Source organism: Rhizobium sp. SRDI969 (assembly GCF_025152725.1).
Classification (GTDB): Bacteria; Pseudomonadota; Alphaproteobacteria; order Rhizobiales; family Rhizobiaceae; genus Rhizobium; species Rhizobium leguminosarum_I.
Genome location: NZ_CP104035.1, coordinates 407,988 through 421,309 on the forward strand (window position 1 = coordinate 407,988; position 13,322 = coordinate 421,309).

A 13,322-nucleotide genomic window follows, 5' to 3' on the forward strand; every position below is an offset into this window, starting at 1 on the left:
CCTGGAATAGCTTCTAGCCTTTGATCGAGTTTGCGGACGAAGGGCTTCATAAGCGTTGGTTACTAAGATCAAAAACTTTCCTGAAGCGAAATAAAGCTTTTGGTTGAAATTTCCTCTGGTTTGGGGCAGAGGGAAACTGGCATTAGGCACGGCCGAACGGAATAGGCAAACGGATATTTTATGACGAATCTTATTACTTCGACAAAGGACGTCAGCTCGACTGGGGATGAGAAAGTTGACGGGCTCTTCAGTGGCACTGCCTGGGACGGAACGATAACCTATGCGTTTCCTACCACCTCGTCATCTTATGCCTATAGCGGCGAGAAAGACTATTCTTTCTCTTCAATTTCGACGCAGCAGCAGTCTTATGCTTTGTACTTTATGGAGCAGTCCTACGGGAGTGCGGCAAATGACGGCTTCTCCGTCGAGGGGTTTACGAACGCCAACTTTGAGGCCGGAAGCGCTGGCACCGCAACGGTGCGGTTCGCTCAATCGTGGCTACCTCCGACGGCATGGGCCTATACCCCAAATATCGGCGGCAGCGGCGGCGATGTTTGGTTCGGCACGGAATATGCTGGCACCGAAGATGATTATCGCTTGCCGAGGTTCGGCAACTACGCGGGCCATTCCTTGGCACACGAACTGGGTCACGCTCTCGGACTGAAACATGCTCAGGAAGGGTATAATCTCAATCCGACAGTCGTTCCGAGCGCCTACGACTCGCTCGAATATACGATCATGACCTACCGCACATATGTCGGAGACAATGGGAATGGGTACACGTATGAGCATGACGGCGCGCCGCAAACCTTCATGATGCTCGACATCGCCGCCCTGCAGGAAATGTATGGTGCGGACTATACGACGAACAGTGACAATACCGTCTACAAGTGGAATCCGAACCAGGGCATCACCTATGTCAACGGCGTTGCGGCCATCACACCCGCCGCCAACCGCATCTTCGCGACAATCTGGGACGGCGGCGGTATCGATACCTATGATTTGAGCGCTTATACCACCGCCCTCAAGATCGACCTGCGAGCAGGGGGCTACTCGGTCTTTTCCCAGGGCCAGTTGGCCGACCTGGGAGGAGGTCCGAATAATGGTTATGCCCGCGGCAACATTTTCAACGCCCTGCTTTATCAGGACAATGTTGCATCGTTGATCGAGAACGTTAAGGCCGGCTCCGGCAACGATACGGTTACGGGGAACGAAGCGGACAATACGCTCTGGGGCAACGCCGGAAATGATTCCCTGACCGGCGATTCCGGTAATGATACGCTCGACGGCGGGACCGGAATCGACAAGCTGTCGGGCGGGGTGGGCGACGACATCTACATCGTCGACAATGCCAGCGACACCGTGATTGAGAATGCCAATGAGGGGACGGATACGGTCCGGACGACGCTTTCTTATACACTCAGCGCTAACGTCGAAAACCTGACCTACACCGGCACCACCACGTTCATCGGTGAAGGCAATGCGGCGGCCAATGTGATCACCGGCGGGACGGGATCTGATTGGCTTGATGGGGAGGCCGGCGACGACACGCTGATCGGTGGTGCGGGCGACGATACCTATGAGGTCGATAGTCTCGGCGACGTCGTGGTCGAGGCGGCCGACGGCGGCACTGACAAGATCCGGACCGATCTTGCTGCCTATTCGCTTGCGGACATCGCCAATGTCGAGAATCTATCCTTCGTAGGTAACGGCAATTTTACCGGTACCGGTAATAGCCTCGACAACATAATCACTGGTGGGTTAGGCGACGATACGCTCTCCGGTGGGGCAGGCAACGATACTCTGAATGGTAAGTGGGGAAATGACTCGCTTGCCGGTGGGACCGGCAACGATATTTATGTCGTGTACGATGCCGGCGACACTATCATTGAAAACGCCGACGAGGGCATCGACACGGTTCAGACGTATGCGGCGAGCTACACACTGAGCGCCAACGTCGAGAACCTCACTACCGTTAGCGGGACTGCATTTGCCGGCACTGGCAATACCCTCAACAACACGATCACCGGCGGCGCGGCCATCGATATTTTGTCGGGCGGTGCCGGTGATGATACCCTGAATGGCGGGGCTGGCGCCGACACGCTGATCGGCGGGACGGGCAACGACACTTACATCGTTGATAACACGTCCGACGTCGTCACCGAAAACGCTGATGAGGGCATCGATACGGTGCAAACGGCGCTGGCAAGCTATACTCTTGCCGCCAATGTCGACAATCTCACCTATAGCGGCACGGCAGCCTTTGCCGGGACAGGCAATGACCTTGCCAACACGATCCGGGGTGCGGCAGGTGCCGACACGCTGGACGGAAAGGCTGGAGCAGACATACTGATCGGCGGAGCGGGCGATGACACTTATGTTGTCGATAACCTTGCCGACGTCGTCACTGAAAGGCCGAATGAAGGAGCCGATCTGATCAAGACGGCGCTTTCACTCTATACGCTCGGCAACAATGTCGAGAACCTGCTCTATACGGGATCCGCCAGCTTCACCGGTACCGGCAATGCGCTCGTCAATACGATCACCGGCGGCGCCGGCAACGACACGCTGGACGGCGGCGCCGGTAATGACACGCTTGACGGCGGTACCGGCAACGACATCTATGTGGTCGACAGTGCGGGCGACGTGATCAAGGAGGCGGTCAGTGCCGGCACCGACGAAATCCGCACGGCGCTTGCAGCCTACTCGATCGCCGCCTTGGTCAATGTCGAGAACCTGACCTACACCGGGTCCGCCAACTTCACCGGCACCGGCAATGCGCTTGATAACACGATCACCGGCGGCGCCGGCAACGACACGCTTGATGGCGGGGTCGGTGCGGACAGCTTGATCGGCGGAGAGGGCGACGACACCTACATCGTCGACAATGCCGGCGACATCGTCACCGAAGCCGCCGACGAGGGAAGCGACACGGTTCGCACGACATTGGCGAGCTATACGCTTGGCAGCGATTTCGAGAACCTCACCTATACCGGCACGGTAGCCTTTACCGGCACCGGCAATGGCCTTGCCAACACGATCCGGGGCGCGGCAGGTGCCGATATCCTGGACGGAAACGCCGGAGCAGACATACTGATCGGCGCAGCCGGCAACGACACCTATATTGTCGATGATGTTGGCGACGTGGTCACCGAAGGGCTGAATGCAGGAACCGATCTGATCAAGACGGCGCTTTCACTCTATACGCTCGCCAGCAATGTCGAGAACCTGCTCTATACGGGATCCGCCAGCTTCACCGGTACCGGCAATACGCTTGCCAACGCAATCACCGGCGGCGCCGGCAACGACACGCTGGACGGCGGCGCCGGCAATGACACGCTTGACGGCGGTGCTGGCAACGACATCTATGTGGTCGACAGTGCGAGCGACGTGATCAAGGACAGCGCCGGCACCGACGAAATCCGCACGGCGCTTGCAGCCTACTCGATCGCCGCCTTGGTCAATGTCGAGAACCTCACCTACACCGGGTCCGCCAGCTTCACCGGCACCGGCAATGCGCTTGATAACACGATCACTGGCGGTATCGGCAACGATACGCTGAATGGTGGAACTGGCGCCGACACCTTGATTGGCGGTGAGGGCAGCGACACCTATATCGTCGACAATGCCGGCGACCTCGTCACCGAAGCCGCCGACGAGGGGATCGATACGGTTCGCACGACTCTGACAAGCTATACGCTTGGCAGTGATGTCGAGAACCTCACCTATATCGGCACGGTAGCCTTCGTCGGAACAGGCAATAGTCTCGACAATACGATCACGGGTGGCGCTGCAATCGATACGCTTTCCGGCGGTGTCGGCAACGATACGCTGAATGGTGGGGCCGGGGCAGACCGTTTGATCGGCGGGGCGGGTGGCGACATCTATATCGTCGACAATGCCGGCGACCTGGTCACCGAGGCGATCAATGAGGGGATCGACACGGTTCGAACGACCCTTGCCGCCCACACATTGGCGGCCAATGTCGAGAACCTCACCTACATCGGAACGGCAGCCTTTACCGGGGCGGGCAATCTGCTCGACAACATTATCATCGGTGGTGTTGCTGCCGACAAGCTGATGGGGGCAGGCGGCAACGACACTTTGATCGGCGGGGCTGGTGCCGACACGATGTTGGGCGGGATTGGCGACGACGTCTACGTCGTCGACATTGCGACCGATCTGGTGATCGAGAACGCGAACGAGGGGACGGACACGGTCCGGACGGCGCTTGTCGGCTATACGCTCGGCAACAATGTCGAGAACCTGACCTATACGGGATCCGCCAACTTCACCGGCGCCGGCAATGCGCTCGCCAACACGATCACCGGCGGCGCCGGCAACGACACGCTGAATGGCGCGGCAGGTGCGGACACTTTGATCGGCGGTGCCGGCAACGACACCTACATCGTCGACAATGCCGGCGACATCGTCACCGAAGCGGCCAATGAGGGGATCGACACGGTTCGCACGAACCTGGCGAGCTATACGCTTGCCGCCAATGTCGAGAACCTGAGCTTTGCCGGGATAGGAACTTTCGCTGGTACCGGCAACAATCTCGACAACACGATCACGGGTGGCGCTGCCACCGACACGCTTTCCGGCGGCGCCGGCAACGACACGCTTGATGGCGGGGTCGGTGCGGACAGCTTGATCGGCGGAGAGGGCGACGACACCTACATCGTCGACAATGCCGGCGACATCGTCACCGAAGCCGCCGACGAGGGAAGCGACACGGTTCGCACGACATTGGCGAACTATACGCTTGGCAGCGATTTCGAGAACCTCACCTATACCGGCACGGTAGCCTTTACCGGCACAGGCAATGACCTTGCCAACACGATCCGGGGCGCGGCAGGTGCCGATATCCTGGACGGAAACGCCGGAGCAGACATACTGATCGGCGCAGCCGGCAACGACACCTATATTGTCGATGATGTTGGCGACGTGGTCACCGAAGGGCTGAATGCAGGAACCGATCTGATCAAGACGGCGCTTTCACTCTATACGCTCGCCAGCAATGTCGAGAACCTGCTCTATATGGGATCCGCCAGCTTCACCGGTACCGGCAATACGCTTGCCAACGCAATCACCGGCGGCGCCGGCAACGACACGCTGGACGGCGGCGCCGGCAATGACACGCTTGACGGCGGTGCTGGCAACGACATCTATGTGGTCGACAGTGCGAGCGACGTGATCAAGGACAGCGCCGGCACCGACGAAATCCGCACGGCGCTTGCAGCCTACTCGATCGCCGCCTTGGTCAATGTCGAGAACCTCACCTACACCGGGTCCGCCAGCTTCACCGGCACCGGCAATGCGCTTGATAACACGATCACTGGCGGTATCGGCAACGATACGCTGAATGGTGGAACTGGCGCCGACACCTTGATTGGCGGTGAGGGCAGCGACACCTATATCGTCGACAATGCCGGCGACCTCGTCACCGAAGCCGCCGACGAGGGGATCGATACGGTTCGCACGACTCTGACAAGCTATACGCTTGGCAGTGATGTCGAGAACCTCACCTATATCGGCACGGTAGCCTTCGTCGGAACAGGCAATAGTCTCGACAATACGATCACGGGTGGCGCTGCAATCGATACGCTTTCCGGCGGTGTCGGCAACGATACGCTGAATGGTGGGGCCGGGGCAGACCGTTTGATCGGCGGGGCGGGTGGCGACATCTATATCGTCGACAATGCCGGCGACCTGGTCACCGAGGCGATCAATGAGGGGATCGACACGGTTCGAACGACCCTTGCCGCCCACACATTGGCGGCCAATGTCGAGAACCTCACCTACATCGGAACGGCAGCCTTTACCGGGGCGGGCAATCTGCTCGACAACATTATCATCGGTGGTGTTGCTGCCGACAAGCTGATGGGGGCAGGCGGCAACGACACTTTGATCGGCGGGGCTGGTGCCGACACGATGTTGGGCGGGATTGGCGACGACGTCTACGTCGTCGACATTGCGACCGATCTGGTGATCGAGAACGCGAACGAGGGGACGGACACGGTCCGGACGGCGCTTGTCGGCTATACGCTCGGCAACAATGTCGAGAACCTGACCTATACGGGATCCGCCAACTTCACCGGCGCCGGCAATGCGCTCGCCAACACGATCACCGGCGGCGCCGGCAACGACACGCTGAATGGCGCGGCAGGTGCGGACACTTTGATCGGCGGTGCCGGCAACGACACCTACATCGTCGACAATGCCGGCGACATCGTCACCGAAGCGGCCAATGAGGGGATCGACACGGTTCGCACGAACCTGGCGAGCTATACGCTTGCCGCCAATGTCGAGAACCTGAGCTTTGCCGGGATAGGAACTTTCGCTGGTACCGGCAACAATCTCGACAACACGATCACGGGTGGCGCTGCCACCGACACGCTTTCCGGCGGCGCCGGCAACGACACGCTTGATGGCGGGGTCGGTGCGGACAGCTTGATCGGCGGAGAGGGCGACGACACCTACATCGTCGACAATGCCGGCGACATCGTCACCGAAGCCGCCGACGAGGGAAGCGACACGGTTCGCACGACATTGGCGAACTATACGCTTGGCAGCGATTTCGAGAACCTCACCTATACCGGCACGGTAGCCTTTACCGGCACAGGCAATGACCTTGCCAACACGATCCGGGGCGCGGCAGGTGCCGATATCCTGGACGGAAACGCCGGAGCAGACATACTGATCGGCGCAGCCGGCAACGACACCTATATTGTCGATGATGTTGGCGACGTGGTCACCGAAGGGCTGAATGCAGGAACCGATCTGATCAAGACGGCGCTTTCACTCTATACGCTCGCCAGCAATGTCGAGAACCTGCTCTATATGGGATCCGCCAGCTTCACCGGTACCGGCAATACGCTTGCCAACGAAATCACCGGCGGCGCCGGCAACGACACGCTGGACGGCGGCGCCGGCAATGACACGCTTGACGGCGGTGCTGGCAACGACATCTATGTGGTCGACAGTGCGAGCGACGTGATCAAGGACAGCGCCGGCACCGACGAAATCCGCACGGCGCTTGCAGCCTACTCGATCGCCGCCTTGGTCAATGTCGAGAACCTCACCTACACCGGGTCCGCCAGCTTCACCGGCACCGGCAATGCGCTTGATAACACGATCACTGGCGGTATCGGCAACGATACGCTGAATGGTGGAACTGGCGCCGACACCTTGATTGGCGGTGAGGGCAGCGACACCTATATCGTCGACAATGCCGGCGACCTCGTCACCGAAGCCGCCGACGAGGGGATCGATACGGTTCGCACGACTCTGACAAGCTATACGCTTGGCAGTGATGTCGAGAACCTCACCTATATCGGCACGGTAGCCTTCGTCGGAACAGGCAATAGTCTCGACAATACGATCACGGGTGGCGCTGCAATCGATACGCTTTCCGGCGGTGTCGGCAACGATACGCTGAATGGTGGGGCCGGGGCAGACCGTTTGATCGGCGGGGCGGGTGGCGACATCTATATCGTCGACAATGCCGGCGACCTGGTCACCGAGGCGATCAATGAGGGGATCGACACGGTTCGAACGACCCTTGCCGCCCACACATTGGCGGCCAATGTCGAGAACCTCACCTACATCGGAACGGCAGCCTTTACCGGGGCGGGCAATCTGCTCGACAACATTATCATCGGTGGTGTTGCTGCCGACAAGCTGATGGGGGCAGGCGGCAACGACACTTTGATCGGCGGGGCTGGTGCCGACACGATGTTGGGCGGGATTGGCGACGACGTCTACGTCGTCGACATTGCGACCGATCTGGTGATCGAGAACGCGAACGAGGGGACGGACACGGTCCGGACGGCGCTTGTCGGCTATACGCTCGGCAACAATGTCGAGAACCTGACCTATACGGGATCCGCCAACTTCACCGGCGCCGGCAATGCGCTCGCCAACACAATCACCGGCGGCGCCGGCAACGATATGCTGAATGGCGCGGCAGGTGCGGACACCTTGATCGGCGGGGCTGGCCACGACACCTACATCGTCGACAATGCCGGCGACCTCGTCACCGAAGCCGCCGACGCAGGGACCGACGCGGTTCGCACGAACCTGTCGGCCTACACACTGGGGACCAATGTCGAGAACCTCACCTTTATCGGAACTGGGGCGTTTGCCGGAACAGGGAATGCGCTAAACAACGTTATCATTGGCGGCAGTGGTTCTAATACCCTGACGGGTGGCGCCGGCGACGATATCCTCACTGGTGGAGCAGCAACCGACATCTTCGTTTATTCGGCGAACTGGGGCCATGATACGATCACAAACTTCGTGGCAACCGGCTCCGCACATGACGTGATCTCGATCGATGACAGCATTTTCGCCGACTGGGAATCACTTTTTGCGGCAATCGAGCAGTTCGGGAATGATACAATTATCACAGCCGATTCCGACAACACCATAACGTTAACGAATGTTGCTGTTTCAAGCCTTCAGTCGTGGGACTTCTTGTTTGCGTGATCTTTTCTCGGACCTCGCGGCACCTTGTTTGGCGGGAAGAGGCTAACCGGTAACTGCGTTAATCAATTCCGCTGAGACGGCAGCGCCGCGGCCGGCCTGCATAAGGTTTGCAAAGTGACATCCGGGAGCGCACGTGCAGCGCTCTCGAGTACAGGAACGAAAACCGGGATCCTGTCGATTAGATGGAACCCGTGCCTTCTCGGACCGTTCTCCATGTTAACGGGAGAATATGCATGTCGAAAACCCTTCTCTACGGTGCGACGAAGATCGACGAGACCAACAGCGCTTATGCGCCGGTCGAAAGTCTCGCGCAGTTTCAGTGGAAGAACCGCGTCTTCGTTGTTTTCGCCGACAGGGATAATTCCCGCGCCGCCCGGCAGGAAAATCACCTGCTAGCCGATCGCTCAGCCCTCGATGAGCGTGACCTGGTGGTGCTCAAGGTTTCCGGTGCCGGCGTTCGATCGCTCTTTGGTGCGGCTGACAGCCTCGACGGCGAAGCGATGCGCCGCGATCTCGAGGCGCCGGAGGTGGGCGAATTTGCCGCTTTCCTTCTCGGCAAGGACGGCACCGTGAAGCTCAAGGCCAGCGAGCCAATTACCAATGGCGAGCTCTTCGCTATCATCGATAGCATGCCGATGCGTGCTGCCGAATCGCTGAAGCCAGACAAATAGCCCGAACGTCGCGTAAACTGAAATCATGAAAGGGAGGCGGTCATGTCCGTGCCCAACGAACCCATTCCCGATCAGCCGCCGATGCCGGCGCCCGGTTGGAAGCCAGTGCCTCCAATCAAGGAGCCGGAGCCGGACCGGATGCCCGACGAGGCGCCGGTTCCCAATCCCGATGAGAACGACGAGCCGGCAAAACAGACTTTCGAACCTTAAAGAAAGATGTGCCGTTCGGCGCTGACGAGTTCCTGGAGGAAATCGGCGACGCTCCTGACGCGCATGAGGTCGCGCGCCGTTTCGTGATAGGTCGTCCAGTAGGCGCGGCGGATCGAAATATCAGGCAGGATGCGCTGGAGTTCCGGATACTGCCGAGCGATATAATCGTGCAGGATGCCGATTCCGGCGCCTGATCGTACCGCCTCCGTCTGGCCGATCGCCGTCGAAATTTCGAAGCTTGCATCCCAGCTCCGCATCACCTCGCCGGAGAAATTCAGCGAGGCGGTGAAGATCAGGTCTTCGACGTAACCGATGCGCGGATGCACCTTCAGTGCGTCGATATCCCCTGGCGCGCCCTGAGAGGTGAGGTAGTCGCGTGAGGCATAAAGGCCGAGCGTGTAATCCGTCAGCTTCGAGGAAACGAGCCGGCCCTGGTCCGGCCGCTCCAGCGTGATGGCGATATCCGCCTCGCGCTGCGACAGCGAGAAAGAGCGCGGCACCGGCACGAGCTGGATCTTCAGCGCCGGATGGCGCTCGATCAACCTGCCCATGCGCGGCGCAAGAAAGGAAACACCGAAGCCGTCGGGCGCGCCGACGCGCACCGTCCCGGCAATTGCCGTATCGGTGTGGCCGAGGCTCGCCTGCACGGCCAGCATTTCCGTTTCCATCCGTTCTGCGGATGCCAGGAACACTTCGCCTTCGGCCGTCAGCTCGCAGCCATTCGTCCGGCGGATGAAAAGCCGCGTCTTCAGCGCCTCTTCCAGCGACGTCAGTCGACGTGAGAGCGTGGCGTGATTGAGCCCCAGCCGCTTCGAGGCGGCAAGGATCTGTCCGGTGCGGGCGACGGCGAGGAAAATACGAACATCGTCCCAGTTCATGGCTTGGCACGCATCGCGATCGGATCGACCTCGATCAGCGTCAACGATGTCACCATGTGCGCCGTCTGGTTCTTGTACTTAAGGAAATGCGGTGTTCGCAGATGGGCCTCGTATGCTTCCTGGTCGGCGTAGATTTCAAGAATACGGATCTGGTTCGGGTTGTCCCTGATGGAAACAGCACTCAGGGAAAGGACGCCGTCTTCCAGCGCTAGGGATGCTTCGATTTCTTCCGTGAGCAATGCGCGATAGGTTTCAAGCGTGTCCGGATCGATCTCCAACTCCGCCATTCTGACGATGGGTTTCCGGCTCATCGGTTTGACCTCCCTTGGGATTTGACTTGTTGGCGCGCGGTGCCAAGTTTGGAAGTAGCCGCAGCGCCCGATGCAATGATAGGGGCTATAATTTACGCACAACGGTTGCTTATATCAGCGCATTGATTTGTGCAAATTGAAGTGCGATTGTCGGCCATCGAAAAACAGGAGGAACACCCATGCGTGAGATCGGTCATTTCATCGGCGGCAAGCAGGTTGCCGGCACCAGCGGCCGCGTAAGCAACGTCTACAATCCGACAACAGGCGAAGTACAGGCGACGGTCGCACTCGCAAGCGTCGAGGAACTGCGCGCTGCCGTCGAAAACGCCAAGGCTGCACAGCCGAAATGGGCTGCCACCAATCCGCAGCGCCGTGCCCGCGTCTTCTTCAAGTTCGTCGAACTCCTGAACAAGCACATGGACGAGCTTGCCGAAATCCTTTCCAAGGAGCACGGCAAGACCATCGAGGATGCCAAGGGCGACGTCATTCGCGGCCTCGAAGTCTGCGAATTCGTCTGCGGCATTCCCCATCTCGCCAAGGGCGAGTTCACCGAGGGCGCCGGGCCTGCGATCGACATGTATTCGATCCGCCAGCCGGTCGGCATCGGCGCCGGCATTACCCCCTTCAATTTCCCGGGCATGATCCCGATGTGGATGTTTGCGCCGGCGATCGCCTGTGGCAACGCCTTTATCCTGAAGCCCTCCGAGCGTGATCCTTCCCTGCCGATCCGCCTCGCCGAACTGATGATCGAGGCCGGCCTGCCCTCCGGCATCCTCAACGTCGTCAATGGCGACAAGGGTGCGGTCGACGCGATCCTCACCGATCCCGATATCGGCGCCGTCTCCTTCGTCGGCTCAACGCCGATCGCCCGCTACGTCTATGGCACCGCGGCGATGAACGGCAAGCGCGCCCAGTGCTTCGGCGGCGCCAAGAACCACATGATCATCATGCCGGATGCAGACCTGGATCAGGCCGTCAACGCCTTGATGGGCGCAGGCTACGGCTCGGCCGGCGAGCGCTGCATGGCGATCTCGGTTGCCGTTCCGGTCGGCGAGGAGACCGCCAACCGCCTCGTCGAGAAGCTGACCCCGAAGATCGAATCCCTGCGCATTGGCCCCTATACCGACGACAAGGCCGACATGGGCCCGCTCGTCACTAAGGAAGCCTATACCCGTGTTCGCGGGTTGATCGATCGCGGCATCGAAGAAGGCGCCAAGCTCGTGGTCGACGGCCGCGATTTCAAGCTCCAGGGCTATGAAGACGGCTATTTCGTCGGCGGCTGCCTGTTCGATCACGTCACGCCGGAGATGGATATCTACAAGACCGAGATCTTCGGACCTGTGCTCTCCGTCGTTCGCGCCAACAACTATGAGGAAGCGCTGTCGTTGCCGATGAAGCACGAATACGGCAACGGCGTTGCGATCTACACCCGCGACGGCGATGCTGCCCGCGACTTTGCCTCGCGTATCAATATCGGCATGATCGGCATCAATGTTCCGATCCCGGTTCCGCTCGCCTATCACTCCTTCGGCGGCTGGAAGGCCTCGAGCTTCGGCGACCTCAACCAGCACGGCACGGATTCAATCAAGTTCTGGACGAAGACCAAGACCGTCACCGCCCGCTGGCCTTCCGGCATCAAGAGCGGCGCGGAATTCGTCATGCCGACGATGAAGTGATCGTCACCACATTCCAATCTGCAATCTGCAATTCGGGGGCCTTTCGGCCCCCGAATTTTTCTTCGTCATGCTGATTGTCGGCGATATCGGTCCGGCATCGAGGATATTCTGAGACAAGGGCGTAGTCTGTTCGCCATCTCCATTCCCCAGTGCCGAGGTCAAACCGATGCGCAAGGCACGCCCGAGCGCAGGCTGGCGATCCTCGATGACGTCGGGATATTGGAGCGGGATTGACGTCGCGGCAAATGGCCTCATAAGCTGAATGCGAATTTCATATTTTGGAATTGTTCAAAACTAGCAAACCGCCTATATAGGTCTGAACAGACGAGTCAGGAGAATGGCATGCGGTTGACGAAGCAGACGAACTATGCGGTTCGCATGTTGATGTATTGTGCTGCCAATGACGGGCACTTGAGCCGGATTCCGGAAATCGCCAGGGCCTATGGCGTTTCCGAGCTCTTTCTTTTCAAGATCCTCCAGCCGCTGAACAAGGCGGGTCTGGTCGAAACCGTGCGCGGTCGCAATGGCGGCGTGCGCTTAGGCAAGCCGGCCGCCGACATTAGTCTTTTCGACGTCGTTCGGGTGACGGAAGACAGCTTCGCGATGGCCGAATGCTTCGAGGATGACGGTGAGGTCGAATGCCCGCTGGTCGACAGTTGCGGTTTGAATTCGGCGCTGCGCAAGGCGCTCAACGCCTTCTTCGCCGTGCTGTCGGAATATTCCATCGACGACCTCGTTAAGGCGCGTCCGCAGATCAATTTCCTTCTCGGCATTACCGGCGAGCCGGCATATCGCAAGCCCGCGATCATTGCCCCCGCCGCCTGATTTAAAGAGCAGAATTTGCTTCTGAACCGCGGTTGCCTGGCAACCGCGGTTTTTTGTTTTTGCGGACGTCTCATCGGCCTCCGAATGCTGGGAAAATGCCCGTTGCATGTCGCGATAGGCGCGCTTTTATACCAAATGCGACAAAATTTCGGTCATTTTTGTCCGAATATTTCCAAATGCGGCTGATTTTTGACTGAAAATTTCTAAAATTGTCCAGCTGGAAAATTTTTCTGCATAGCCCGTTGCTTTCAGTAGATAAAT

7 protein-coding genes are annotated in these 13,322 nt (G+C 59.3%); 5 read left to right on the forward strand and 2 right to left on the reverse strand.

Annotated elements, in window-relative coordinates:
• Positions 1–180: 180 nt before the first annotated feature.
• The 3 genes from N2A41_RS02010 to N2A41_RS02020 all read left to right on the forward strand — a co-directional run bounded on the left by N2A41_RS02010 (position 181) and on the right by N2A41_RS02020 (position 9,371).
• Positions 181–8,490 carry a M10 family metallopeptidase C-terminal domain-containing protein gene (locus tag N2A41_RS02010; protein WP_311202873.1) on the forward strand — a complete coding sequence of 2,770 codons (8,310 nt, stop codon included), beginning with the start codon at positions 181–183 and terminating at the stop codon, positions 8,488–8,490.
• A gap of 233 nt (positions 8,491–8,723) precedes the next feature.
• The gene (locus N2A41_RS02015; RefSeq protein WP_260110112.1) at positions 8,724–9,161 is read left to right on the forward strand and encodes a DUF4174 domain-containing protein; all 438 of its coding nucleotides are present in this window, start codon (positions 8,724–8,726) and stop codon (positions 9,159–9,161) included.
• A gap of 42 nt (positions 9,162–9,203) precedes the next feature.
• A complete protein-coding gene (locus N2A41_RS02020; RefSeq protein ID WP_017967102.1) occupies positions 9,204–9,371 on the forward strand; it encodes a hypothetical protein in 168 nt (55 codons plus the stop codon).
• Here the strand turns inward: N2A41_RS02020 and N2A41_RS02025 are convergent.
• Positions 9,368–10,249: a LysR family transcriptional regulator gene (locus tag N2A41_RS02025; RefSeq protein WP_162119475.1), complete on the reverse strand. Its 882-nt coding sequence runs from the start codon at positions 10,247–10,249 to the stop codon at positions 9,368–9,370. The genes N2A41_RS02020 and N2A41_RS02025 overlap by 4 nt on opposite strands.
• A complete protein-coding gene (locus N2A41_RS02030; RefSeq protein WP_260110113.1) occupies positions 10,246–10,560 on the reverse strand; it encodes a putative quinol monooxygenase in 315 nt (104 codons plus the stop codon). The genes N2A41_RS02025 and N2A41_RS02030 overlap by 4 nt, the downstream gene beginning before the upstream one ends.
• A 179-nt stretch (positions 10,561–10,739) precedes the next feature.
• Here N2A41_RS02030 and N2A41_RS02035 point away from each other — a divergent pair, with 179 nt between their 5' ends.
• Together N2A41_RS02035 and rirA are read left to right on the forward strand one after the other, a co-directional pair.
• Positions 10,740–12,236: a CoA-acylating methylmalonate-semialdehyde dehydrogenase gene (locus tag N2A41_RS02035; protein WP_260110114.1), complete on the forward strand. Its 1,497-nt coding sequence runs from the start codon at positions 10,740–10,742 to the stop codon at positions 12,234–12,236.
• Between the two features lie 342 nt (positions 12,237–12,578).
• Positions 12,579–13,061 carry an iron-responsive transcriptional regulator RirA gene (gene rirA / locus N2A41_RS02040; protein WP_260110115.1) on the forward strand — a complete coding sequence of 161 codons (483 nt, stop codon included), beginning with the start codon at positions 12,579–12,581 and terminating at the stop codon, positions 13,059–13,061.
• Positions 13,062–13,322: the final 261 nt, after the last annotated feature.

Bases quoted from the DNA above. Each gene is read 5' to 3' on its own strand.
- N2A41_RS02025 (WP_162119475.1), bottom strand. From the start codon at position 10,249: ATGAACTGGGACGATGTTCGTATTTTCCTCGCCGTCGCCCGCACCGGA.
- rirA (WP_260110115.1), top strand. From the start codon at position 12,579: ATGCGGTTGACGAAGCAGACGAACTATGCGGTTCGCATGTTGATGTAT.
- N2A41_RS02010 (WP_311202873.1), top strand. From the start codon at position 181: ATGACGAATCTTATTACTTCGACAAAGGACGTCAGCTCGACTGGGGAT.
- N2A41_RS02020 (WP_017967102.1), top strand. From the start codon at position 9,204: ATGTCCGTGCCCAACGAACCCATTCCCGATCAGCCGCCGATGCCGGCG.
- N2A41_RS02015 (WP_260110112.1), top strand. From the start codon at position 8,724: ATGTCGAAAACCCTTCTCTACGGTGCGACGAAGATCGACGAGACCAAC.
- N2A41_RS02030 (WP_260110113.1), bottom strand. From the start codon at position 10,560: ATGAGCCGGAAACCCATCGTCAGAATGGCGGAGTTGGAGATCGATCCG.
- N2A41_RS02035 (WP_260110114.1), top strand. From the start codon at position 10,740: ATGCGTGAGATCGGTCATTTCATCGGCGGCAAGCAGGTTGCCGGCACC.